This window comes from Dactylosporangium sp. NPDC005572 (assembly GCF_040605515.1).
Taxonomy (GTDB): domain Bacteria; phylum Actinomycetota; class Actinomycetes; order Mycobacteriales; family Micromonosporaceae; genus Dactylosporangium.
Window position 1 is genome coordinate 53,435 of record NZ_JBEXCY010000015.1, and the last position, 23,599, is coordinate 77,033.

The following is a 23,599-nucleotide window of genomic DNA, read 5'->3' on the forward strand; positions in this document are numbered from 1 at the left end:
CGCAACAAGCTCGTGCCGCCGCGGCTGTGCCTGGGGTACCTCGAGCGCACCGAGCTGATCGGTCGCCTGGCCCGCGGCGCCGCGCCGGGCCGGCTCGTTTACGTCGCGGCGCCCGTCGGCAGCGGCAAGTCGACGGTCGTCGCCCTCTACGCCCAGACGGTGCCGCGGCTCGGTTGGTACACGGCCGACCCGATGGACGACACGGCCACCTTCTTCTGGGCGTACGTCCTGGCGGCGCTCGCCGACGCGGCGCCGGACGCCGTGGAGCGGGCCCGGCGGCTGCTCGCCGCGCCGGGCACCAGCATCGCCCAGGACGTGCTGCCGGCCCTGGTCAACGACCTGACCTTGCTGCCGGACCCGGTGACGCTCGTCATCGACGACTACGACGCCGTCACCGACCCGGGCATCCACGAGACGCTGGGGTTCCTCGTCGCGCACCTGCCGCCGACGCTGAGCCTGGTGGTGAGCAGCCGCCACCAGCCCCCGGCCGAGTGGCCGACCAGCCGGCTGCGCGGCAGCAGCGTGCTCATGGAGCTCGGCCCCAAGGACCTGCGGCTCAGCCGGGAGGAGGCGGCCACGCTGCTGGACCGGGAGTTCGGCGAGCCGCTGGGCGAGGCCGACGCCGACCGGCTCTACGACTGCACCGAGGGATGGTGCGCGGGGCTGCACCTGGCCGCGCTGTCGCTGCGCGCCCGGCCCGACTTCCACGAGCTCATCGCGTCGTTCTCCGGCACCGACCGCAACGTCGCCGACTACCTCATGAGCGAGCTGGTGGGCCGGCAGCCGGACGAGATGCGGGCCTTCCTGCGCCGCACCGCGATCCTCGACCGGTGCTCCGCCCGAGCTGTGCGACCACATCACCGGCGAGCACGACGCCGCCGAGCGGCTGAACCGGGCCGAGCGCGACGAGCTCTTCCTGGTCTCGCTCGACAACCAGGGGCGGTGGTTCCGCTACCACCGGATGCTGCGCGACGTGCTGCGCCGCGAGCTGGACCGGATGGAGCCCGGCCTCGAGCCGATCCTGCACGGCCGGGCCGCGGACTGGCTGCAGCAGCACGGGATGGTCGCCGACGCCGTCCGGCACGCGATGGCCGCCGGCGACACGGTCTGCGCCCGCGACCTGGTGCACCGCGACTACTTCCGGGTCGCCAACGACGGCCAGGTGTCCACCGCCATCAGCTGGTTCGACACCCTCGGCGCGGCGACGCTGCAGTCCGACGCGCGGCTGCTGGTCGCCCGGGCGATGACCGCGGTGCTCTCCGGCGACCTGGAGGGCGGGCTGGCCTGGCTGCAGGAGGCCGAGGGCCGGCCCGACCTCGACCCGGCGACGCGCGACGACATCGAGGCCAAGACGGCGCTGCTGCACCAGATGCACAGCTACGCCGACGGCGACATGGCCCGGGCGTGCGACTGGTCGGCGGTCGCGCTGCGCCGGGTGCCGCGCGACGACGTGTGGCACGGCACCGCGCTCGCCCACGCCGCCGGCGTCGACCTGCGGCGGGGTGAGGACGACACCGCACTGCACGCGCTGCGCCGGTGCCTGACCCGGGCCGACGCGACCGCACACCACCTCCTCGCCGTGCGCGCGATGGGCAATCTGCAGGTGTTGTACTGCGGGCGCGGCGACCGCGACGCTGTGCGCGAATGGGTCGACCGGGCGGCCGGCGACCCGCGCTGGCAGCGGCTGGACGAGCACACGCTGACGTACGCCCGGCACTTCGCCGAGGGCTGGCTCGCGCTCGCCGAGGACCGCCCGGAGGCGGCCGAGCCGTGCCTCGATCGGGCCTGGGAGCTGGTGCGGCGCGGCCCGTACCGGGTCGAGCAGGCCGAGGTGCGGGCCACCCTGGCGATCGCCCGCGCCCGGCTCGGCCGGACCGCCGACGCTGCCGGGCTGCGCGCCGACGTCAAGCGGATCCTGGCCGGCTGCCCCAGCCCCGGCCGGCTGGTCGTCCCGGCCGGGGAGTCCGCCGCCGGGCCCGAGACCGGCGCGGGCGGGCGGCTCACCGAGCGGGAGGTGGCCGTGCTGGCCGTGCTCGCCGAGGGGCTCACGAACGCGCAGATGGCCCGCCGCCTGCACGTCAGCGAGCGGACCGTGGCCGCCCACCTGCGAGCCATCTACCGCAAGATCGGCGTCGGCACCCGCAGCGCGGCCACGCGGTACGCGCTGGACAACAACCTCAGCCACTGACGCCGCGACCACCGTCGCCCGACATCACCAGGTGTCCACGAACCGTTCCGTGGACGGCGGCGCCGGCGGGCACGCGGACAGGGTGGCGGCGATGACCGTGCGGGTGTCGGCCGGGTCGATCACGTCGTCGATCTCGAACAGGCGGGCCGCGTTGAGGGCCTCGACGCGTTCGCGGTACTCCTCCGTCAGGCGGCGGACCGTGCGCTCGCGCTCGGCCGGGTCCTCGATCGCGGCCAGCTCCTGGCGCATGCCCAGGCGGACCGCGCCCTCCAGGCCCATCGGGCCGAGGTGGGCGGCCGGCCAGGCGACCGTGAGGACCGGCTCCTTGGTGCTGCCGCCGAGCATGGCCTGCGCGCCGAGGCCGTAGCCGCGGCGCAGCACCACGCCGATCAGCGGCACCCGCAGGCGGGCGCCGGCCACGAGGAGCCGGGACGTGTGCCGCACGAGGGCGGTCTGCTCCGCCGCGGGGCCGACCATCATGCCGGGGGTGTCGACGAGGGAGACGACCGGGAAGCCGTACGCGTCGCACAGCTGGAGGAAGCGGGCGCCCTTGTCGGCCGCGTCGCTGGTGATCGCGCCGGCCGCGTGCCGGGTGTGGTTGGCGATGACGCCGACCGTGCGGCCCTCGATGCGGGCCAGCGCGGTCACCAGCTCCGGCGCGAAGCGCTCGCGGAGGAGGACCACCGAGCCGGTGTCGGCCAGGGTGGTGACGATCGGCCGCACGTCGTACGCGGTGCGCTCCCGCTCCGGCACCATCCCGCGCAGCACCGCCTGGTCGGCGGCCGGGCCCGGCGGGACCGGGCCGGTGAAGAAGCCGAGGAGGCGCTTGGTGACCGCGACCGCCTCGGCCTCGTCGGCGACGGCCACGTCGACGACGCCGTTGCGGGTCTGCACGTCGATCGGGCCGATCTCCTCGGGCGCGAACGTGCCGAGGCCGCCGCCCGCGATCATCGCCGGGCCGGCCATGCCGAGGTTCGCCGTCGCGGTGGCGACGATGAGGTCGGCCGCGCCGGCGATCACCGCGTTGCCGGCGAAGCAGCGGCCGGCGACGACGGCGATCCGGGGTACGACGCCGGAGAGGCGGGCCCAGAGCGCGAACGTCCGCACGTCGAGGGCCGACGCCACCGGTACGTCGGTGTCGCCCGGCCGCCCGCCGCCGCCCTCGGCGAAGAAGACGACCGGGACGCGCAGCCGTTCGACCAGGTGGAGCAGCCGGTCGGTCTTCTGGTGCCCGCGCAGGCCCTGGGTGCCGGCCAGGACGGTGGCGTCGTAGGCGAGCACGGCGCACGCGGCGCCGCCGACCCGGGCGGTGCCGGCGACGATCCCGTCGGCCGGGGTGCGGGCCATGAGCTCGGCCAGGTCGCGGCGCTGCTCCTGGGCGGCCACGGTGAGGGCGCCGTACTCCACGAAGCTGCCCTCGTCGACCAGGTCGGCGAGGTTCTCCCGGGCGGTGCGCCCGCCGGCCGCGTGCCGTTTCGCGACCGCCTCGGGCCGCGCGTCGTCACGGGTGCACGCCTTGCGGGCGACGAGTTCGTCCATGGACATGCACCCATGGTGCAACATCACGGACGGGTCCAGCCGGTGATCATGGCCGCGGCGCGTTCGGCGATGCCGCAGACGGTCGCGTTGGTGTTGCCGGAGACGATCGTCGGCATGACCGAGGCGTCGGCCACCCGCAGCGCGTCGATCCCGCGCACGCGGAGCCGCAGGTCGACCACAGCGCGGTCGTCGAGGCCGATGCGGCAGGTGCCGACCTGGTGGGAGTACGTGCGCAGGCTCCGGAACAGGTAGTCGCGCACCTCGTCGGGATCCTGCACGGCCGGTCCGGGCAGCACTTCGGCGCCGCGCCAGGGCTCGAGGGCGGGCGCGGTGCCGATCGTGCGGGCGATGCGCAGCCCGGCCGTCATCACCGCCACGTCGTGCGGATCGCCGTAGTAGTTCGGGTCCAGCCGGGGCGGCGCATCCGGGCGGGCGGCGCTGAGGCGGACCGTGCCGCGGCTGCGCGGGGCCATGGCGGAGATGCCGATGCTCCAGCCCTCGCCGGTGCCGGGCATCGACGGAGGCAGCGCGGGTGCGTAGTACGGCATGTCGACGAACTGGAGCTGCAGGTCCGGGGCGGCCACCGACGGGTCGCTGCGGACCAGGCCGGCGACCTCGGCGCGGTTGGTGCGGCCGGGCGGCAGCGGGCGGGCCGCGCTGTAGATGACGGTGGACCGCGGGTGGTCCTGGAGGTTGGAACCCACTCCGGGCAGGTCGGCGACGACCTCGATGCCCAGTTGCTGCAGGTGCGCGGCCGGCCCGATGCCCGACAGCATCAGCAGCACGGCCGAGCCGACCGTCCCGGCGGTGAGCACGATCTCGCGGTCGGCGCGCGCGGTGCACACCTCGCTGCCCACGCCGTACCGCACCGCGGTGCAGCGCCCGCCCGTGAACAGCAGCCGGTGGGCCAGCGCGTCGGTGACCAGGGCGAGGTTCGGGCGGGGCAGGACGGGCACGAGATACGCGTCGGCGGCGCTCTGCCGCCGACCGTCCACAATGTTCAGGTCGGACCAGCCGAAGCCCTCGTCCAGGCCGGCGTTGACATCGGGTACGACCGGGTATCCGGTCTGCTGCGCGGCCGCCAGCAGGGCCTGCGCGACCGGATGGCCCGGTGCCGCCGGAGCGACCGTCAGCGGCCCGTCGACGCCCCGCGTGGCCGGGTCGCGCCCCGGGGCGTGCTCGCTGCGCCGGAAGTAGGGCAGCAGCTCCTCGAAGCCCCACCCGGTGGCGCCGGCGGCGGCCCAGGCGTCGTAGCTCGAGCGGTGGCCGCGGGTGAAGACCATGCCGTTGATGGCCGAGGATCCGCCGACGCCGCGGCCGCGCGGCCACGGCACCACGCCGCCGGTCGCGGCCTGCGGCACCGAGACCCCGGCCCAGTCGGCCGAGGTCCCCTGCAGCGTCGGCCAGAACGGTGGCGGCGCCTCCAGGGGCGAGCGGCCGCCGGCCTCCAGCAGCAGGACGCTGACGGCGGGGTCCTCGGACAGCCGCGCGGCGAGCACGCAGCCGGCGGTCCCGGCGCCGACCACGACGTAGTCGTACGTGGTCCTCATCCGCAGGCGCTACCCCGCAGGTCCCGCTTTACGCCAGGGCGAACCGCTCATCCCTTGAGGTCGCTGCGTGAGACGCCCTCGATGACGTACCGCTGCGCCAGCACGAACAACACCAGCGCCGGCACGCCGGCCAGCACCGCCCCGGCCATGACCAGGACCGGCTCAGCGCACGCTGCCCAGCAGGCGGCGGATCGGCGGCGTGAGCAGGGCCAGGACCGCGGCGAACAGGATCGCCGCCAGGCCGAGCGCGCCGAAGTACGGCCGCTCGTGGGCCGGGTCGTAGAAGCCGGCGAGCACCCCCGCCATGGCCGTGCCCAGGGCCACCGACAGGAAGAACAGCGCCACCGTCTGCGTGCGGAACGCGGCCGGGGCGACCTTCGTCGCCAGGGACAGCCCGACCGGCGACAGCAGCAGCTCGGCAATGGTGAACACGAGCAGGATGCCGGCCAGGGCGACCAGCGGCGCGCTGTTCGGCCCGCCGCCGGCCAGGGGCAGGAACAGCAGGAACGCCACGCCCATGATCGCGGTGCCGGCGGCGAACTTCACCGGCGTCGACGGCTGGCGGTCGCCGAGCCGGGTCCACAGCGCCGCGAAGACGCCCGAGAGGATGATCACGAAGATCGGGTTGATCGCCTGTACCCAGGAGACCGGCACCTCCCAGCCGAGGACGTGCCGGTCGAGCCGCTGGTCGGAGTAGATCGTGACGACCGTGAACTGCTGCTGGTACAGCGACCAGAACACGGCGCTGGCCAGGAACAGCGGCACGAACCCGGCCACCCGCCGCCGCTCCTCGGCCGTGACCCGCCGGCTGAGCAGCAGCAGCGCGAAGTAGCCGGCCGCGGCGGCCGCGCTGAGCACGACGACGGCGGTGGCCAGCCGCCCGGCCGGGACGACGACGGCCCCGGCCGCGAGCAGCAGGAGGGCGGCGACGGCGATGCCGGCCGCTCGGGCCCAATGGTTCCTCGGCAGCGGATTCGGTACCGCACGCGCCGCGTCACCCAGCCGCCGCCGGCCGATCGCGTACTGCGTCAGCCCGACCGCCATCCCGATCGCCGCGAGCGCGAAGCCGTAGTGGAACCCGAGCCGCTGCTGGGCCAGCCCGGTCAGCAGCGGACCGGCCAGCGCCCCGAGGTTGACGCCGAGGTAGAACAGCGAGAAGCCGGCGTCGCGGCGCGGGTCGTCCGGCGCGTACAGCGAGCCGACGAGCGAGGTGGCGTTGGCCTTCACGCCGCCGCTGCCGATCGCCACGAGCACCAGCCCGGCGGCGACGCCCGCCCGCCCCGGCAGTACCGCCAGCGCCACATGACCGGCCATGACCACGACCGCACTGCCGAACAGCACCCGCTCCGGCCCGAACAGCCGGTCGGCGGTCCAGGCGCCGAGGATCGTCGACAGGTACACCGCACCGCCGTAGGCGCCGACGATGCTGGTGGCGACCGCCTGGTCGATGCCGAGCCCGCCCCGCTCCGCCTCGTAGTAGAGGTAGATGAGCAGGATGCCCTGCATCCCGTAGAACGAGAACCGTTCCCACAGCTCGACACCGAAGAGGTTGCCGAGCACGCGCGGCTGGCCGAAGAAGGTCCCCATGGGCCTCCCGGCTACCCGGCGGGGCGGTGGCTACTCCTTGGGGTGGTCGGCCCGGAGCCGCACGTCGCCGACCCAGCCGACGACGGCCCGGTCGACCCGGTCGTAGACGCTGCGGGCGCCGACCGAGACGTGCGAGACCGGCGGCAGCACGGCGGTGAGCCGGTCGTAGAGGCGCTCGGCGGCGGCGATCGCCTCCGCCCGGCTGCGCGCCACCGGGCCGGCCTGCGCGGTGACCCGCACATACCCGCTGGTCGCCTCGACCGACCAGCCCCAGACGTCGGTCTCGCTGAACTCGAAGACCGACTGGGCGTAGCCGTCGAGGTCGCGGTGGTCGTCGGCCGACATCGCGTGCTCGGCCAGGATCGCGCTGAGCTGGTCGGAGAGCGCACTCATGCCGATGATTGTCTCCCGGACGCAACGTTTTCGTTGCCCGGGTCCGTCGGGTCGGCGGCCGCTGGTGCGCTGGAACCTCGCCACGGGTGAGGTGAGCCGGGTGCCGTTCGGGTCGACCGACGCGGTCACCCCGGCCGGGGAGGTGCTCGCCACCGACGGTGCGCCGGCTGCCGGGCCTGGCCTCCGGGGGTACCTGTCAGGCGGTCGGGGTCTCGGACGACGCCCGCACGGTGGTGGGCAGCGTGTTCGAGCAATCGCGATACAGCCCGATCGTCCGGCGCTGCAACTAAGGTTTCCCTTGTGGATGCGACGTTGTGGGACGCCTCGCCGGGCTGGCTCAACACCGCGAGCTACGGGCTGCCGCCCCGGCGCGCGTTCGAGGCACTGCAGGCGATGCTCGCCGACTGGCGGGTGGGCCGCACGTCGTGGGAGGGCTGGGACGCCTCGACCGGCCGGGCGCGGGAGTCCTACGCCCGGCTGATCGGCGTCCCGGTCGCCGACGTCTGCGTCGGGGCGCAGGTGTCGCAGCTGCTCGCCCCGGTCGCGGCGGCGCTGGCCGGCCGCCGGTTCCTGGTCCCGGACGTCGAGTTCACGTCGAACCTGTTCCCGTGGCTGGTCGCCGGCTCCTCGGTTCGTACCGTGCCGGCCGGGTCGCTGGCGTCCTTCGTGGACCGCGACGTCGACGCCGTCGCGTTCAGCCTGGTCCAGTCGGCGACCGGGGCCGTCGCCGACTACGCCGCCGTGGTGGCGGCCGCCCGCGCCCACGGCGCCCTGGTCATCGTCGACGCGACCCAGGCCTGCGGCTGGCTCCCGTTCGACGGCACGCTCGCCGACGTGGTGGTCACCGGCGGCTACAAGTGGCTGATGACCCCGCGCGGCGCCTCGTTCGCCTACCTGGCCCCGTCGCTGCGCCCGCTGCTGACGCCGTACGCGGCCGGCTGGTACGCGGGCGAGGACGTCCACGCCTCCTACTACGGCCCGCCGCTGCGCCTGGCCGCCGACGCCCGCCGCTTCGACATCTCCCCGTCCTGGCCGGCGTACGTGGGCGCGGCCCCGGCCCTGGAGCTGGTCGAGGAGCTGGGCGTGGCGGCGATCGGGGCACACAACGTCGCCCTGGCCAACCGTTTCCTGGCCGGGCTGGGACGCCCGCCGGGCGACAGCGCGATCGTGACGGTCGACGTGCCGGGCGCCGAGGAGCGCCTGGCCCGGGCCGGCATCCGCGCCGCCGTCCGCGCGGGCCGGGTGCGCGCGTCGTTCCACGCCTACACGACCGAGGCCGACGTCGACGCGGCCCTGACCGCCCTGACCGGCTGACCTTTTGCCCAGTTTGCGCCGTTAGATCAGGAACGAGCTGCGAGTCTGCGCGCCCACGTTGATGACGCCGACCACCGCGCCGGCCCCGTCGTGGACGTTCATCGTCCGGTTGCTGCGCATCACCTCGCGGATGCCCGGTGGCAGCGCGGGCGGGTTGTCCTCGGTCAGGCGCATCCGGGTCGCGGCGGCGATGAGGCGGGAGGCGAGGCGGGCGGCGTCGGCGCTGACCGGGACCCGCCCGAACTCCCAACTGGACACCGTGAGGTCCAGCAGTTCCAGCGTGTGGATCAGCAGCCAGTTCGGATCGGTGAGCACCATGGCCCGTTTGGCGTTCGCCTCGACGGCGGCCAGCGCCGCCGGCAGGTGGACATAGGGGTGCCACCCCGGCGGCAGCGCGTCGAGCCGGTACTGCAGGCCCGTCTGCCGGTACAGCGCGCGGTAGTTGCGCCGGTCCACGCCGTATCCGCGGGCGGCGGCCTGCGCCTGGAGGTCGGCATGCGCCTGCTCGGCCGTCTCGTGCACGATCCGGTTCGCCACGGCCAGTCCGTCGTCGTCGTTGAGGAACTGCGCCAGCGCACCGGCCTGGTCCTGGAACCGGCCCGGGAGATGCCCGCCGAACCGCCGCCGCACGTCGGCGACCAGCGCCTCCTGCCGCACCGGGTCGACCATGAGTGGCCTGTCGGCCTGCTTGCGCCGGAACCACCGCATGCCCGCTCCTCACCTCACCGACGAATTCGTCTCGGGTCGTCCGCCCAGACCAGTTCATCACGTGATGCGCCGGGGTCAACCGTCGGGCGGCCGGTCAGGTTCGGGTCCGGAACGGGGCGAGGGTGGCCCGGACCTGGTCGCCCGCGCCCCAGTCGTCGTCGAACTGGGCCAGCACGGCGAGGTGCTGTCGCAGCTGGACGATCGGCATGCGGGCCGGCCAGTCGCCGTCGAGGGAGGTCAGCTCGGCGTAGACGGCGAAGAACCGCTGCGCCTCCGGCGGGGGCGAGGTGGACCACACGTGGGCGAGGTCGACCTCGGCCCACATGTACGACACGGCCGGGTCGATCAGCGCGGGCCGCCCGCCCGGAGTGGCCAGGACGTTCTGCATCCACAGGTCGCCGTGCGTCAGGCAGGCCGGCCGGTCCGGCAGCAGGTCGGGCAGCCGGTGGCACAGCCGCTCCAGCGCCGCCCGGTCCGCGGCGTCGAGGGCCGCGTCGACGCGGGGCTGCCCGAGCCACCGCAGCAGCCGGTGCTGTGCGAAGAACGCGAAGCCGTCGTCGTCCCAGGTGTTCACCTGCCGGCGGCGGCCGAGCCAGTTGTCGCGGTGCCATCCGAAGCGCGGATGGGTCGTGCCCAGGTGCAGGCGGGCCAGCGCGTGCGCGAACTGCTCCCAGAAGGCCTCGCTGCTCGGCCTCGGCCGCAGCATCGACAGCACGAGCAGTTCCCGGTTCGCCAGGATCACCTCGGGTGTCGCCACGCCGCCGAGCACGCGCAGGGCGTCCAACCCCTCGGCCTCCGCGACGAAGACGTCGTCGGCCGGCGCGTCGGCGAAGGCCTTGACGAACACCGCCGGCGCGTCCCGGCGGACGGCGATGCCCGCGAGCGCCGCGAGCCCACCCGTCGCCGGCTCCACCGTGACGACATCGTGCATCCCGGCCCGGAGCAGGCACTCCAGCAGGTACGTCGTCGAGCGCGTCACGACAGGCTCCTCTCGTCCGGGCACTGCGGTTCGCCGGGTCAGCGGATCGTCGCGATGAGGCGTTGCAGGGCGGCATGGGCGGGTGGGCCCCAGGTGGGCTTGCCGCCGGGGCGGCCGTGGACACCGTCGTCGCCGATGAGGATGCCGGCGAGGGCGCGTGCCGCCGCCCAGCCGCGGGCGCGGCGCATGGTCGCGGTGTCCACGGTCGGCTGGTAGGCCGCGTAGAAGTGGTCGGTGGTGTCGTCCGGGAGCAGGTTCCACGCGGCGGCGAGGTCACATGCCGGGTCCCCCGCGCAGAGGTCGCCGAAGTCGATCACGCCGCAGAAGGTGCCGTCGGCGGTGAGAACGTTCGCCGGGTGCAGGTCGGCGTGGAGCCAGAGCGCCGGGCCCGTCCACTCCGGCGCGGTGACCGCGTCGTGCCAGACCGCGCGGACGGCGTCCGGGTCGTTGACCAGCCCCCGCTCGGTGGCGGCCGTGAGTCCCCTGGCGAACCCCTCGGCGCGGTCGGCCAGCGGCCCGCCGCGGTCCCGGCCGGCCGGCGCGCCGCCGGGCGCGGGTCGGTGCAGGGCGGTCAGGAAACCGGCCAGGGACTCGGCCGCGTCCGCGGCACGCGTGACGGGGAGCCGGTCGGCGGGTGTGCCCGGAACCCAGGTGGTGATGATCCAGGGCCGAGGGAACCGCTGGGAGGGCTCGCCAAGTCGCTGCGGGACGGGGACCGGCAGCGGGAGGCGCGGGGCAAGCGCGGGCACCCAGGAGTGCTCCTTGCGCAGCAGCGCGTCCGCGGACCCGGTCGCCCAGGGGAGCCGGACGGCCAGGTCGTCACCGAGCCGCCACAGCTGGTTGTCCCATCCGCGCGCGCCGAGCCGGACCGGGCGATCGGCGAGGTCGGGGTGCTGGTCGCGGACCAGATCCCGGACCAGCTCCGCGGTGATCTCGATCTCGACGTGGGTCACGGGGAGCAACGGTATCCGGTCACCAGGTGTCTCATCGGGCGACGCCGGCGACGAGGCCGGCGGTCGCGTCCCAGAGCTGACCGGCGACGGTCTTGTCGAGGCCGGCCCGGCCCTGCCGGCGAACGGCCGGGTCGCCCCGGAGACCGCCGAAGCCGTCCGGCCCGACGTAGGCGTTGCCGGGGACGTCCTGGGTGGCGGCGTAGAGCAGCGACAGCGCCCCGCGCTCCGGGTCGTTGGTGAGGAACGTGAACCGGTTGATGACGTTCGACCGGGAGTGGGCGGCCAGTGCGGTACGGGCGATGCCCGGGCTGGCGAGCACCGAGCGGACCCGGCTGCCGGCGGCGGTCAGCCGGTGCTGCAGTTCGAGGGAGAACAGGACGACGGCGAGCTTCGACGCCTCGTAGGCGCGCATCCCGCTGTACTGCCGGGTGCGCCAGTCGAGGTCGTTCACATCGATTTTGCCCTGCCGGTGCAGCTGGCTGGTGACGTGTACCACCCGGTCGGTGATGTGCTCGAGGAGCAGGGTGGTCAGCAGGAAAGGACCGGTGTAGTTGGTCGCGGTCTGCAGGTCGAGGCCGTCGGCGGTGCGCGCGGCCGGGATGTCCATCACGCCGGCGTTGTTGATCAGGATGTCGAGGTCGCCGGACCAGGAGCCGGCGAAGGCTCGCACCGAGCTCAGGTCCGCCACGTCGAGCGGTCGGACGTCGAAGGTACCGGGGAGGCCGGCGACGGCGTGGCGGGCCTGGCCGGGGTCGCGGACGCCCAGCACGACGCGGGCGCCGGCGCGGGCCAGCTCGCGCGCCGTGATCAGGCCGAGGCCACGGCCGGCGCCGGTGATCACCACCGTCCGGCCGGTCAGGTCCGGAAGGTCGTTCGCTGTCCATCTGGTCATGGCTGCTGACTCCGTGTCTCGCGGTCCGATGCGACGGGTTCAGTGAACGCGGGCGCCACCGGCGGATGAAGGACCCGCGCAACCACTGACTGCCAGGGCGTGGCTGAGCCGCGCCGGATGCCCAACGATGGGGACCATGGACCGCACGTTCGACCATTCGTCCCTGGGTGCCTTCCTGCGCACCCGGCGCGCCGCGCTGCAGCCCGAGGACGTCGGGCTCCGCCGGGGGCCGCGCCGGCGCGCCACGGGCCTGCGCCGGGAGGAGGTGGCCGAGCTGTGCACGATGTCCGCCGACTACTTCGCCCGGCTGGAGCGCGGCGACGGGCCGCAGCCGTCGGAGCAGATGGTCGCCGCCATCGCCCGCGGCCTGCGCCTGACCCCGGACGAGCGCGACCACCTGTTCCTCCTCGCCGGCTACCGCACCGCCCGCCGCGACCTGCGCACGCGGCACGTGAGCCCCGGGCTGATGCGGGTCATGGACGGCCTGTCCGGCGCCACGGCACAGGTCATGGGCCCGCTCGGCGAGACACTTCTGCAGACCCCGTCCGCGGTGGCGCTGCTCGGCGACCAGACGCAGTACACCGGCCACGCGCGCAGCGCACCGTACCGCTGGTTCACCGATCCGGCCGCCCGCGCGCGCTACCACCCCGAGGACCACGACGAGAACAGCCGGATCAACGTCGCACTGCTGCGCGCCGCCGTCAGCCGGGACGGACCCGGCTCGGACGCGGCGGAGCTGGCCGACGGCCTGCGCCACGCCAGCGGGGAGTTCCGCGCACTCTGGGAGCGTCACGAGGTTGGCCTGCGGTGGAGCGACACCAAACGGTTCGTGCATCCTCAGGTCGGGCGACTGGACCTGTACTGCCAACTCCTGCTGGAACCGGACCAGGGCCAGTCGCTGCTCATCTTCACGGCCACCCCGGGCACGGAGAGCCGCGAGAAACTCGTCCTGCTCACGGTGCTCGGCACCGACCGGTTCGCGGTCATGACGGAAGAGGACGGAAACTGACCACTCGCGGCGGCAACCCGATAAATGCGGCGACGTCGATGGTCATCCCCGCGACAATGGCCGACGTGCAGGAGGTCGAGGTCGTCGTCGCCCACAACGAGCGTGCGACGCTGCGGGTCGGTGACGTGTTCCTGAAGGTCGACGCTGATCAGACGCGCATCGACGTCGAGGTCGAGGCGATGGCCATGGCGCCGATCCCGACCCCGGAGGTCCTGTGGCGCAGGCCGCCCGTGCTCGCGATCGCCGCCGTCCCCGGGACGGCGCTCGGCCGCCTCGGCGAGCCGTCGAGCGCGTCGCCGGCGGCGTGGGCCGCGGCGGGAGCCGCCGTACGGATGCTGCACGACGCGCCGCTGCCGCCATGGCCCGGTCGGGGCGTCGACGCGATCGCGTCGCTCCTCGACGAGGAATGCGAGTGGCTCGTCACGAACGGCGTCCTTCCCACCGACCTAATCACGCGCAACCGCCGGGTTGCCGAGGCCGCGCTCCGGCCGTGGACCCCGGTGTTCACGCACGGCGACCTGCAGATCACCCACGTGTTCGTCGCCGGTGACGAGATCACCGGCGTGATCGACTGGTCCGAGGCGAGCCAGGGCGACGCAATGTTCGACCTTGCCACCTTGACGCTCGGACACGAGGAGCACCTCGACGACGTCGTCGCCGGCTACGGCACCGACGTCGACCTCGACGTGATCCGCGCGTGGTGGTCGTTGCGGAGCCTGCTGGCGATCCGTTGGCTGTCCGAGCACGGCTTCGACCCGTCCTCGCCGGGCTGCGAGGTCGACGTGCTGAGAGCCCGGATGTGAGGATGGCAGCGGGTGGGCGTCAGGCCGTGGCGGGCATCCACCGCACGAGCAGCGTGGCAGCATCGGCACGGTGGTCTCGTTGGGCTGGACACCGTCGTCAAGCATCGTCAGCACCTCATCGGTCGACGGGCAGGCGCCGCAGCAGTCTGCCAAACCCGCGACCATCGCGCACATGCAAGCAGCAGCGCTGCGGGATGCGGAGTGCCCCTTGCCCGCCCTCGCCGTCGTGGATCTGCACCCGGTGGTGTGCCGTGCTCCGTGCGCCGTCACTTGTGTGCCGTGCTGGGCATGCGTTGTGTGTCGGGGAGTCGAACCCCACGTCTGCCCGCGACGCGCCGGAGAAAGGAGCCGAATTACCCGCCGGCTCTCGGGTTCGTGCACGCCTCCACGTCGGCTACCTGCTCCGCATCCCGGTTCAGTCCAGCAGCTCGGCCTCCCAGTTCGTGCGCTGGATCAGGGTGTCGACCTCGCGGAGCTGCCGGGCCAGGTCGTCGGCCTCGGCGCGCAGCTCGGCCACCGGCAACGCCGAGAGCATCTTGAGCTCGGAGCGCAGCTGCCGGTACCCACGCTGGCCCTCCCCGGCCGCGGCACTCGCCGCCGCGGTCACCACGCCGTGGCGCAGGCGCAGCACATCACGGCGGGCGAGCGCGTCGGTCAGCGTGCCGCCCTCGACCGTGGTCGCGGCATTGGTACGGTTGATTCGCCGGATCAACGACTCCAGCTCGTCGAGCACCGCACCGACCTCGGCAAGCAACGCCACCGCGTCCTCGGCGGGTTGCTCACCTTCCTGATAGCGGGCGCTGCCGGTGATGCGCGCCCGGAGCTGTTCGACCCGGCGTGACGCATCCGCACGCAGCGCAAGAGCCTCCGCAAGCTTCACGGCCACCAGTATCGCCGACGATGATCCACCCGGCATCCCGGTTTTCCGGGCGGACCGGTCAGGGGGCCGACGCCTGCAGGCGCTCCCGGATGATGCACGATTCGCCGCCGATCGACATCCTGACCAGGACCGGATCGCCGATGGTGACCTTGCGGCGGCGGTGCCACATCCGGTCGCCGCGGAGGGCGGGCATCCGGCGTCCGTCGGTGAGCACCACCTCGTAGTGGTCGGCGGAGTAGACCGCCGTGACCACGCCGCGGGCCTCGACCGGGTTCAGTGCCGTGTGCACGGCGGCGGCGATCATCTGCTCGCGGGTCAGCGGGCGGCCGGCGGCAACCGCTTCGAGGGCCTCCCGCGTCACCTGCGGGTCCACCCCGCGGCGCCGGCGAGACAACAGCACCAGCGCAACCCCGGGCAGGATCAGCAGCGCGAGCACCGCGACGTGTGGCCACAATCGCATCGGGTCGCCCCTCTCGTCAGCCGGTCACGGCAGTGCGCGTGTGCTGCTCGGGCAGGTGGCTGTCTTCGGTGGCCCACAGCACCACGTTGTCCAGCGGTACGCCGAGCGCCTCCTGCTCGCGGAAGAACCGTACGACGTCCCGGTCGGAGTGGCGCAGGCTGAAGTGGATCAGGACGAACACGGTGTCCGGGTGGGCGAGCACGATCGGTCGCAGCTGGCTCCACACAGTGTGCCCGACGCGGCGGGCCCGGTCGAGTTCGGTGTCGTCGAGGTAGGTGCACTCGGTGATGACGACCGGCCAGTCGGCGAGCCAGTCGTAGCGGGTCAGCGCGTCGGCGTGGGTGTCGCCGAGGTACGCGAAGAGGGGCCGGCGGATCTCCTCGTCGACCGGATCGCCGGCGGCTCGGCGGGCGGCCACGAGCCGGCCGAAGTCGGCCTGCGGCAGGGTGTCGCGCAGCCGCTGGTACTCCTGGGTGAGCCCGCGCCGGACCTCCGACACGCGGTAGCCGACGCAGGGCACCTTGTGCTCGCACTCGACGACCTGGGCCACGTGGGCGCCGCGCCGGCCGAAGCGGAACTCGTCGCCGGCGCGCACCCCGTGCAGCCGCGCCGGCGAAGCGAGCGTCGCGTCGTAGGGCGCGACCTGGTTGATCTCGGTGTTGACCCGGAAGTACTCCTGGACGTACGGCACGGTCGGCTCCGGCACGTAGATGTCCACGCCGTCCGGGCGGGTCGCCACGTAGTCCAGGTCCCGCACGTGGTCCTGATGGGTGTGGGTGAGCAGCAGCGTCTCGGCCTGCCGCGACTCGACCAGCCCGGCGTCCAGGCCCAGCTTCAGCTCGGGCACGTGGAAGTACGTCTTGTCGTTCGACCGGGAGTATCCGGTCAGCGTGAGCCCGGACGCCGGCATCGTCCAGGTCTTCCACTGGCGGAACGGATGTCCACGGCGGAGCAGCTCGGCGGTCGTGGCCACGCGACAGTTTCACACACCGGCCGCCGGCGACGCTGTCCCGGGCGGCGGGTGAGCTTGCGTGCGCCGCGTCCCGCGCCCGCGAGCGGTCGGTACCGTGGTCCCGTGAGCACCGTCGAACTGACCCGGTTCCGGGTCGCGCCCGACCGCGAAGCCGACCTGCTGCGGGCGCGGCCGGCCATGCTGGCCGACTTCCGCGCCGACCGCACCGGATTCGTCGACGCCCGCCTCGTGCGGCTGCCCGACGGTCAGTGGCTCGACATCGTGACCTGGAACAGCCACGAGGACTTCGCCGCGTCCCGGGCCAAGGGCGCCAACCTGCCCGGCATCGGTGCCTTCTTCGCCGCCATCAGCGAGGTGGTCAGCGCCGAGGAAGGCGTCGAGCACGACGGGGACAACCCGTAAACGTCACTTCGCGAACCCCGCCGCCACCTGCCCCATCAGCGTCGAGAACGGCATGTCCAGGGCGGCGTACACGTCGTTCGCCCGGGGGTCGGCGTTGTCGGCCATGATCTCGACCATGAGGGTGGCGTAGTCCGACACCTCGATCCCCAGGGCGGTCAGGCGGGCCAGACCCGCCTCCCGCTTGTGGTGGCTGAAGGTGCCGCAGGCGTCGACCGCGACCACCGGCTGGTAGCCGTCGGCCTGCGCCGCGATGGCCGGCAGTGACGCGCACACCTCGAACGAGAGCCCGGCCACGACCAGGTGGTCGCGCCCGGTGTCCCGGACCTTCGCCACGAAGGCTTCGTCGTCCCAGGCGTTGACCGTGGACCGGTCATGGATGTCCAGGTCCCCGAGTACCGCCCGCAACTCGGGGATGGTGGGTCCCCACATGCTGTCGCGCGCCGTGGTGGCCGCGACGACGGGCAGGCCCAGCACCAGCGCCGCCTTCGCCAGTCCGACCACGTTGTGCTTGAGCTCGGCGACGCCGATGTCCCGCACGCCGGTGAACAGCCCGACCTGGTGGTCGAGGAGCAGCACCGCGGTGTTGTCCCGGGTGATCCTGGTGCGCGGCTTCGCGGTCACGTTCGCCTCCAGTCGTCCGACGCCCGCAGCTACCCGCCCTGACCAGGTCGACACCTCGCGGCCCCCATATGAGGATGCTGCGTGGAGACGGGGAGCCGACATGGAGTTGACGCTGCCTGACGGGCGCACGCTGGGCTGGGCCGGCTCGGGTAGTCCCGAAAAGGTGCCAGGGCGTCGGCAGGGCGACCGCATCCGGGTGAACGGGCGGATACGGTCTCCGGCATGTATCCGCAGCCTCCCCGGCGGTTCGGCGCCGGCCACGGCGTCGTGCTGGCGCTGTCCGTCGCCGTCGTCACGGCGGTGGCCGTGCTCGCCGCGCAGCTCGTCGCCGTGCTGCCCGGCGACCGGGCGTACGCGGCGGCCGGCATCCCCGCCACCGGTCCGGCGGTGCCGGAGGGGGAGAACCCGCTGTACGCCATCCAGGAGGTCCTGGAGCAGCAGGCGAGCGCGCTGCTGCGCGGCGACCGGGCCGGCTACCTGCGGGCGATCCCGGCCGCACAGCAGGAGCTGCGGGCACAGGCCACGGCGCGGTTCGGCACGCTCACCGCGCTGCGGGTGCGCAAGTGGACGATGACGACCATCGGCATCCCGTCGCGGGTCGACGACGTCTGGAAGCTCGCGGTCGACGTCTCGTACTGCTTCGACCGCGACGACTGCACGCCGCTCGACGCCCGCATCGAGACCCGCTGGGCGGTGCCGAACGGGCGGCTGCAGCTGGTCGCCTACGAGGGCTCCGACCGGCCGTGGGACGACGGCACCGCCCTCGTGGTGAAGGACGGCGCCCGGGTCACCGTGGCCAGCGCGGCCGCCGACCCGGCGATCGCCGACCGGGTCATGCGCGCGGCCGAGGCCGCGGCCGAGACCAACGACCGCTTCGCCGCCACGTTCGGCGGGGCTCCGCAGCGGTACCACGTGTACCTCGCCGGCGACGAGGAGTGGCTCGAGTGGTACGGCGGCGCCTCCGACAACGCCGCCGCGTTCACGATCCCGCTCGCCCCCGGCGTCAGCGACGTGGTCGTCGACCACAGCACCGTCACCTCCGACGGCTGGGCCACGACCCTGCTCACTCACGAGTTCGCACACGTCGTGACCCTCGGCGGCGAGAACCCCTCGTACAGCACGTGGTGGCTGACCGAGGGCATCGCCGAGTACATCGCCAACACCGACGGCTCGGTCGAGGGGCCCGACCTGCGCTCGGTGCGCCCGTACCTCGCCGCCGGCAAGTGGGACGGCACGGTGACGCTCGGTCCGCCGCCGGCGGACACGTCCCTGGCCGACGCGAACGCGCTCTACGGCATCGCCTTCATGACCGTCCAGTACCTCGCCAAGCGCTTCGGCGAGGAGCCGATGCTGGCCTTCTTCACCCAGGTCGTCCGCCGGCACGCCTCGGTTGACGCCGCTTCCAGGAGCATCTTCGGTACCGCCTGGTCGCCCGTCGCCAAGGATGCCGCGTCCTCGATCCGCGCCGCGACGCAGGCCTGACCCGGCTGCCCTGTAGGCTCGCGGCTCATGACCGTTGACGTTGCCGAGGCGACGCCTGAAGTGCAGGCCGAGCCGTCGATCCTCTACACCGTGTACCTGTCGAGCGCGGACGAGCTCATCGAGCACATCCGCGCCGCCGACGTGCTGAACCTGGGCTTCCGCGTCGAGTCCTACCTGGTGACGACCGAGGTCTCGGCCGAGGACGCCGCGGAGAGCACCCAGACCGAGTTCGAGTTCACCCTGTTCGCCGAGCAGCCGGCCCGCGAGGACGACCGCGACTGACGACGCCCGACGACGAGGAGGCGGCCCGCGCCCGCCGTCTCCTCGGCACCGGCACGCCGGACCGGATCGCCGCGGCGGTCGGCGCCCGCCGGGTCCGGCCGGCCATCCGCCGTCGCTGATCAGGCGCGCGCCGCGCCGGCCCAGCGCTCGAGGTTGCGGCGCGCGGCCCGGGTATGCGGATGGTCCGGGCCGAGCACCCGCAGGTAGTCGGTGAGCAGCTCCTCGAACGCGACGGCCGCCCCGGCAGGGTCGCCGGCCGTCCCCCGCCAGTAGGCGAGGTTGTGCCGGGCGGCCAGCGTGTTGGGGTGGTCCGGGCCGAGCACCCGCAGGTAGTCGGCGAGCAGGGTCTCGAACGCGGTGACCGCTCCGGTGGCGTCGCCGGCCTTCCCGCGCCAGCGGGCGACGTTGTGCCGGGCGGCCAGCGTGTTGAGGTGGTCCGGGCCGAGCACCCGCAGATAGTCGGTGACCAGGTCCTCGAACGCGGCGACGGCACCGGCGGCGTCCCCGGCCTCGCCGCGCCAGTGGGCGAGGTTGTTGCGGGTGATCAGCGTGTTGGGGTGGTCGGGGCCGAGCACCCGCAGGTAGTCGGTGAGCAGCTCCTCGAACGCGGCGACCGCGCCGGCCGCGTCGCCGGTCCTCCCGAGCCACCGCGCGACACTGTGCCGGGCGGACAGCGTGCTCGGATGGTCGGGGCCGAGGACCCGCAGGTGGTCGGCCAGGAGGTCCGCGAAGGCGGTCGTGTCCGCCGGGCCGCCGGCCTCGTCCTGCCAGTGGGCGAGGGTGTGCCGGACGGTCAGGGTGTCGGGGTGGTCGGGGCCGAGGCGCTCGACGGCGGTGGCGTGCAGCTGCCGGAAGTAGTTCGCGGCGGCGGTGACCAGACCCGTCGTGCCGAGGCTGTTGCCGGCGTGGGCCAGCAGGGCGTGCCCGCCCGAGCCGGGGTTCCACAGCGCGGACCCGCTCGCGGCGGCCAGCGCGGCGGCGTTGGCGCGCAGGGCCTGGGCGTGGGACGCGTCGCGCTCCGGCTCCGGCCAGATCGCCAGCAGCCCATCGGCGGCGACCTGGGCGAGCCTGGCGCGATCGTAGGGCAGCACGGCGTCCCGGACCGCACGCTGGATCAGGGTGTGGACCCGCAGCGTCCCGGAGTCGAGGGCGGCGAGGCTGAGCCGGTCCAGGACCCGCAGGGCGTCGCGGATGTCGTCGGCGTCGATCGGCTCGCCCAGCCGCGCCGTGCACGCCTGCCGGACCGGGTCGGCGGTGAACAGGCCGGCGGGGATGCCGTTCGGGTCGAGCAGCGCCGCCACCTGCAGCAGCCACCCCGCGACGCCGGGCGGGGTGAGCTGGTCGGCCAGGGCGATCGACAGCTCCCACGTCGCGGCGACGATCGCCTGGTGCTGGTCCGGCAGCGACAACGGCCGCAGCTGGTGCAGCACCTTGGTCGACAGCCGGCGGCGGAAGCCGGTGCACGTGACGTCGCGGTCGATCAGGTACGCGGCGGCCTGGGCCAGCGCGATCGGCAGGTGTCCCAGGTCGGCGGCGAGGCCGGGCAGGTCGTCGGCCAGTTGCGGAACCGCGGCCAGCTTCACGGTCAGGTAGGCCACCGCCTCGTCCGGGGTGAACAGCTCGACCTCGATCACCTGCCGGCCCTCCATGAGGGCGGCGTCGCGCCGGCGGGTGGTCACCACCGTGCGCCCGGTCGGCGTCGCCGGCGGCCACAGCCCGGCCAGGTCCCCCGGATCGGCGACGTCGTCGAGCACCACCAGCCAGGACCGGTCGGTGGTCGCCAGCCAGGTCAGCATCCGGGCGGCCGCCGTTTCGGCGTTGCCGCCGGTCACCCCGAGGACCTCGTCGGCGCACTGGGCGAGCCCGGTCACCACGCCCGAGCGGGACGTGGCGGTCACCCACACCAGCAGGTCCACCCGCCGCTCCCGCCACCACCGGTCGGCGAGGTTCGCGGCGAGCTGGGTCTTGCCGACCCCGCCCAGCCCGGCCAGCACCTGGCAGGCCGGCACCGCACCGCCGCCGTCGAGGGCCACGGCCCCGGCGAGCAGGGCGTCGGCCGGGCGGAACTGGCGGCAGTGCGCCAGCGGCGGGATCACACCGACCCGGTGCGGCCACGGCCCGGGTGGATCAGCAGTAGGCGTGCTCACCGATCCCGACACCCTTCGCCGCCCGTGCGTCGCCTGCCAACCTGTCACGGTAAGCGACGGACCGGCCACCGGTACAGGGCTGTCAATCGGAGAGGGCGGCGGTGAGGTCGATCTCGATGAGCTGGCCGCGGTATCCCAGCGACGCCACGCCCAGCAGCGTGCTGGCCGTGGTGAAGGCCGGGGCCAGCGGCGAGGCCATCAGCTGGTCCCAGACCGCGGACAGGACCGTGCTGTCGGGGCTGACCACGTAGACGATCGAGCGGACCACCTCGGCCGGGGTCGCGTCCGCCGCGGCCAGCACCGCGAGGCAGTTGGCGATCACCTGGTCGGTCTGGGCGGTGTAGTCGCCCGGGGCGCCGACGACCGTGCCGGCCAGGTCGAGCGGGCACTGGCCGGCCAGGTGGGCCAGGCGACCGGCCGACGAGATGGTCACGTGGCTGTAGCCGGACGGCTCGTGGACGTCCGGCGGGTTGAACCTCTCGATCATCGGCCGATTCTGGCCGACCGCGCCGCGACCCCGCATCCGAATTGCGGGTAGCGTGCCACGGTGACCGACTATCGCGAGCTGGGTGAGGCCGCCTGGGGCTGGGTGCGGGCGCGGGTCGGCGACGACGACGGGCCCTGGCTGCGCGAGGAGGGCGCGTCGGCGCCGCCGGACGACCGGGACTCGCTGTACGCGGGGCTGGCCGGGCTCGCGCCGCTGCTGGCCGAGGTCGGGCTGGGCCGGGCGCTGACCGGTGACGAGCGGCAGCTCGCGGAGCGGATCGCCGACCGGCTGGTCACGCAGGCCCGCACGCGGCGGGAGGCGTCGCTGTACGACGGGCTGGCCGGGGACGCGACCGCGCTGCGGCTGCTCCAGCCCGGCCAGGAAGGCGTCCCGCTCCGGCGCATCGCCGAGCTGCGCACCGAGGACGGCTGGGACACCACGCTCGACGGGCTCGGGTACCAGGGGGCGATCACCGACGTCATCCTGGGCACCGCCGGCATCGTGATGACCGCCGTCTGGGCCGGCGACCCGGCGACCGCCGAGCGTGGGGGAGAGGTGCTGCTCGCGCGGGCCGAGGAGACCGAGGGCGGGCTCGACTGGCGGATGTGGCCGGGGTACCGGTCGAGCAGCCCCAACTTCTCGCACGGCACCGCCGGGGTCGCGTCCGCGCTCGCCGTCGCCGGTCACGCCGTGCGGCGCCCCGACTTCGTCGCGGCCGCCGTCCGCGGCGCCGAGCACCTGTTCACGGTGGGGGACCTCAGCGACGGCGGCTTCGTCGTGCCGCACACGCTGCCGTACTCCACCCGCGACGTCGAGCCGCTCACGTACACCTGGTGCCACGGGCCCACGGGGACCTCGCAGCTGTTCGCCGCGCTGGCCCTGGCGGGGGTGCGGACGGCCGGCGGCCGTGACGTGGCGGAGCTGCGCCTGCGCTGCCTGCGCACGGTCCTCGCGGCGGGCGTGCCGGCCCGGCTGCGCCCCGGCTTCTGGGACAACGACGGTCGATGCTGTGGTACCGCCGGCGTCGGCGACGTCCTCCTCGACGCCTACCAGGACACCGGTGAGTCCTGGCTGCTGGACGGCGCCCGCCTGATGGGCGACGCCCTCGCGGAGCGGGCGGTCCGCGACGCCGACGGGGCACGCTGGCGGTTCATCGAGCACCGGCAGGACCCGCCGCTGCTGCCGCCCGGCGCCTCCTGGATGCAGGGCGCGGCCGGCATCGCGGCGTTCCTGCTGCGCCTGGACCGGGTCCTGGAGCACGGCCCGGAGGCGCCGGTGCCGGACCGGCCCGACCAGTGGTGGTGCGTGCCGGACCGGCTGCGCACCACCGGGGCTCACGCCTGAGGGCGCGGCCCGAGCACCGCCATCGGCTCGCCGCCGGCCAGCTCGTACCGAACCACGTCCCCGAGCCCGACCCGCCGGCCGTCGGCGAGGGCCCGGTACGTCAGCCGCAGCTGCGTGAGCAGCACCGGATGCGACACGGCGCGCAGCGCGTCCTCGCGCTCCAGCTCGACCCCGGTCTCGTCGCACCACGCGACGACCTTCGCCCAGAACCGGTCCACGGTCTCCCAGGCCTCGACGGTCCGCGGCCCGCGCAGCGGTAGCAGGTCCTCGACGCTCAGCAGCTCGCCGGCGCCGTGCGAGGCGATGTTCTGCACGTCCTCGAGGAATGACACCGCCACCTGCGGGGCGTCGGCGAGCAGCTCCTCGACCACGGCCAGGACCGCCGCCGCCTGTCGGCCCGGCCGGCGCACGACGTCGGCCGCGATCTCGTCGAGCGGCAGCTCACCGCCCGCGGTCGGCAGCTTGGCGGCTTTCATGAGGCGCTCGACCGGAGTCGGCGGCCGACGCGAGAACAGACCCATGGCGAACGATCATGCCACCCCGAAGGCATTGACGGCGGTACCCTCCCATCCCGTATCGTCTATGGGAACAGTGTTTCGTCTATCG

25 protein-coding genes are annotated in these 23,599 nt (G+C 74.1%); 8 read left to right on the top strand and 17 right to left on the bottom strand.

Features of this window, described 5'->3' with window-relative positions; translation table 11 throughout:
* Positions 1-146: 146 nt before the first annotated feature.
* The gene (locus tag ABZS66_RS11040) at positions 147-374 is read right to left on the bottom strand and encodes a hypothetical protein (protein ID WP_354756934.1); all 228 of its coding nucleotides are present in this window, start codon (positions 372-374) and stop codon (positions 147-149) included.
* Positions 375-380: 6 nt separating this feature from the next.
* Positions 381-530: a hypothetical protein gene (locus ABZS66_RS11045; protein WP_354756935.1), complete on the bottom strand. Its 150-nt coding sequence runs from the start codon at positions 528-530 to the stop codon at positions 381-383.
* Between the two features lie 431 nt (positions 531-961).
* Between ABZS66_RS11045 and ABZS66_RS11050 the strand changes: the two genes are divergently transcribed.
* Positions 962-2,188 carry a LuxR C-terminal-related transcriptional regulator gene (locus ABZS66_RS11050; protein WP_354756936.1) on the top strand — a complete coding sequence of 409 codons (1,227 nt, stop codon included), beginning with the start codon at positions 962-964 and terminating at the stop codon, positions 2,186-2,188.
* Positions 2,189-2,212: 24 nt separating this feature from the next.
* Here ABZS66_RS11050 and ABZS66_RS11055 read toward each other — a convergent pair whose 3' ends face one another.
* The 4 genes from ABZS66_RS11055 to ABZS66_RS11070 all read right to left on the bottom strand — a co-directional run bounded on the left by ABZS66_RS11055 (position 2,213) and on the right by ABZS66_RS11070 (position 7,257).
* The gene (locus ABZS66_RS11055; protein WP_354756937.1) at positions 2,213-3,733 is read right to left on the bottom strand and encodes a carboxyl transferase domain-containing protein; all 1,521 of its coding nucleotides are present in this window, start codon (positions 3,731-3,733) and stop codon (positions 2,213-2,215) included.
* A gap of 17 nt (positions 3,734-3,750) precedes the next feature.
* Positions 3,751-5,277: a GMC family oxidoreductase N-terminal domain-containing protein gene (locus ABZS66_RS11060; protein WP_354756938.1), complete on the bottom strand. Its 1,527-nt coding sequence runs from the start codon at positions 5,275-5,277 to the stop codon at positions 3,751-3,753.
* A 162-nt stretch (positions 5,278-5,439) separates the two neighbouring features.
* A complete protein-coding gene (locus ABZS66_RS11065; protein WP_354756939.1) occupies positions 5,440-6,864 on the bottom strand; it encodes an oligopeptide:H+ symporter in 1,425 nt (474 codons plus the stop codon).
* 30 nt (positions 6,865-6,894) lie between these two features.
* Positions 6,895-7,257, bottom strand: coding sequence for a hypothetical protein (locus ABZS66_RS11070; RefSeq protein ID WP_354756940.1), 363 nt, complete (start codon positions 7,255-7,257; stop codon positions 6,895-6,897).
* A 300-nt stretch (positions 7,258-7,557) separates the two neighbouring features.
* On the opposite strand from ABZS66_RS11070, the gene ABZS66_RS11075 reads away from it, so the two are divergent.
* Entirely contained in the window at positions 7,558-8,571 is a 1,014-nt protein-coding gene (locus ABZS66_RS11075) for an aminotransferase class V-fold PLP-dependent enzyme (protein WP_354756941.1), read from the top strand.
* A 21-nt stretch (positions 8,572-8,592) separates the two neighbouring features.
* Here the strand turns inward: ABZS66_RS11075 and ABZS66_RS11080 are convergent, their stop codons facing one another.
* From ABZS66_RS11080 to ABZS66_RS11095, 4 genes are all read right to left on the bottom strand, one after another.
* Entirely contained in the window at positions 8,593-9,279 is a 687-nt protein-coding gene (locus ABZS66_RS11080) for a hypothetical protein (RefSeq protein ID WP_354756942.1), read from the bottom strand.
* Positions 9,280-9,373: 94 nt separating this feature from the next.
* Complete coding sequence (locus ABZS66_RS11085) at positions 9,374-10,258, bottom strand: fructosamine kinase family protein (RefSeq protein ID WP_354756943.1); 885 nt, start codon at positions 10,256-10,258, stop codon at positions 9,374-9,376.
* A gap of 38 nt (positions 10,259-10,296) precedes the next feature.
* Positions 10,297-11,211 carry an aminoglycoside phosphotransferase family protein gene (locus ABZS66_RS11090; protein ID WP_354756944.1) on the bottom strand — a complete coding sequence of 305 codons (915 nt, stop codon included), beginning with the start codon at positions 11,209-11,211 and terminating at the stop codon, positions 10,297-10,299.
* Positions 11,212-11,242: 31 nt separating this feature from the next.
* Positions 11,243-12,103 carry an SDR family NAD(P)-dependent oxidoreductase gene (locus ABZS66_RS11095; RefSeq protein WP_354756945.1) on the bottom strand — a complete coding sequence of 287 codons (861 nt, stop codon included), beginning with the start codon at positions 12,101-12,103 and terminating at the stop codon, positions 11,243-11,245.
* Between the two features lie 136 nt (positions 12,104-12,239).
* On the opposite strand from ABZS66_RS11095, the gene ABZS66_RS11100 reads away from it, so the two are divergent.
* Together ABZS66_RS11100 and ABZS66_RS11105 are read left to right on the top strand one after the other, a co-directional pair.
* Positions 12,240-13,112: a helix-turn-helix transcriptional regulator gene (locus ABZS66_RS11100; RefSeq protein ID WP_354756946.1), complete on the top strand. Its 873-nt coding sequence runs from the start codon at positions 12,240-12,242 to the stop codon at positions 13,110-13,112.
* A 56-nt stretch (positions 13,113-13,168) separates the two neighbouring features.
* Positions 13,169-13,915, top strand: coding sequence for a phosphotransferase (locus ABZS66_RS11105; protein ID WP_354756947.1), 747 nt, complete (start codon positions 13,169-13,171; stop codon positions 13,913-13,915).
* A gap of 415 nt (positions 13,916-14,330) precedes the next feature.
* Here the strand turns inward: ABZS66_RS11105 and ABZS66_RS11110 are convergent, their stop codons facing one another.
* Genes ABZS66_RS11110 through ABZS66_RS11120 form a run of 3 tightly spaced genes read right to left on the bottom strand, consistent with a single transcriptional unit; the run spans position 14,331 to position 16,228 of the window.
* Complete coding sequence (locus ABZS66_RS11110) at positions 14,331-14,795, bottom strand: DIP1984 family protein (protein ID WP_354756948.1); 465 nt, start codon at positions 14,793-14,795, stop codon at positions 14,331-14,333.
* 58 nt (positions 14,796-14,853) lie between these two features.
* On the bottom strand, positions 14,854-15,255 hold the full coding sequence (locus ABZS66_RS11115; RefSeq protein ID WP_354756949.1) for a hypothetical protein: 402 nt from the start codon (positions 15,253-15,255) through the stop codon (positions 14,854-14,856).
* Between the two features lie 16 nt (positions 15,256-15,271).
* Positions 15,272-16,228 carry an MBL fold metallo-hydrolase gene (locus ABZS66_RS11120; RefSeq protein WP_354756950.1) on the bottom strand — a complete coding sequence of 319 codons (957 nt, stop codon included), beginning with the start codon at positions 16,226-16,228 and terminating at the stop codon, positions 15,272-15,274.
* Positions 16,229-16,330: 102 nt separating this feature from the next.
* Here ABZS66_RS11120 and ABZS66_RS11125 point away from each other — a divergent pair, with 102 nt between their 5' ends.
* Complete coding sequence (locus ABZS66_RS11125; RefSeq protein ID WP_354756951.1) at positions 16,331-16,630, top strand: hypothetical protein; 300 nt, start codon at positions 16,331-16,333, stop codon at positions 16,628-16,630.
* 3 nt (positions 16,631-16,633) lie between these two features.
* Here ABZS66_RS11125 and ABZS66_RS11130 read toward each other — a convergent pair whose 3' ends face one another.
* On the bottom strand, positions 16,634-17,251 hold the full coding sequence (locus ABZS66_RS11130; RefSeq protein WP_354756952.1) for an isochorismatase family protein: 618 nt from the start codon (positions 17,249-17,251) through the stop codon (positions 16,634-16,636).
* A gap of 222 nt (positions 17,252-17,473) precedes the next feature.
* Between ABZS66_RS11130 and ABZS66_RS11135 the strand changes: the two genes are divergently transcribed.
* Positions 17,474-18,733 carry a hypothetical protein gene (locus ABZS66_RS11135; protein WP_354756953.1) on the top strand — a complete coding sequence of 420 codons (1,260 nt, stop codon included), beginning with the start codon at positions 17,474-17,476 and terminating at the stop codon, positions 18,731-18,733.
* Positions 18,734-18,760: 27 nt separating this feature from the next.
* Positions 18,761-19,015 carry a hypothetical protein gene (locus ABZS66_RS11140; RefSeq protein WP_354756954.1) on the top strand — a complete coding sequence of 85 codons (255 nt, stop codon included), beginning with the start codon at positions 18,761-18,763 and terminating at the stop codon, positions 19,013-19,015.
* 119 nt (positions 19,016-19,134) lie between these two features.
* Here the strand turns inward: ABZS66_RS11140 and ABZS66_RS11145 are convergent, their stop codons facing one another.
* Together ABZS66_RS11145 and ABZS66_RS11150 are read right to left on the bottom strand one after the other, a co-directional pair.
* Positions 19,135-21,162 carry a tetratricopeptide repeat protein gene (locus ABZS66_RS11145; protein WP_354756955.1) on the bottom strand — a complete coding sequence of 676 codons (2,028 nt, stop codon included), beginning with the start codon at positions 21,160-21,162 and terminating at the stop codon, positions 19,135-19,137.
* Between the two features lie 82 nt (positions 21,163-21,244).
* On the bottom strand, positions 21,245-21,649 hold the full coding sequence (locus ABZS66_RS11150; protein ID WP_354756956.1) for a RidA family protein: 405 nt from the start codon (positions 21,647-21,649) through the stop codon (positions 21,245-21,247).
* Positions 21,650-21,709: 60 nt separating this feature from the next.
* Here ABZS66_RS11150 and ABZS66_RS11155 point away from each other — a divergent pair, with 60 nt between their 5' ends.
* Complete coding sequence (locus ABZS66_RS11155; RefSeq protein WP_354756957.1) at positions 21,710-22,993, top strand: lanthionine synthetase LanC family protein; 1,284 nt, start codon at positions 21,710-21,712, stop codon at positions 22,991-22,993.
* Here ABZS66_RS11155 and ABZS66_RS11160 read toward each other — a convergent pair.
* On the bottom strand, positions 22,984-23,469 hold the full coding sequence (locus ABZS66_RS11160; protein WP_354756958.1) for a hypothetical protein: 486 nt from the start codon (positions 23,467-23,469) through the stop codon (positions 22,984-22,986). The two genes, ABZS66_RS11155 and ABZS66_RS11160, sit on opposite strands and share 10 nt — an antisense overlap.
* Positions 23,470-23,599 lie beyond the last annotated feature (130 nt).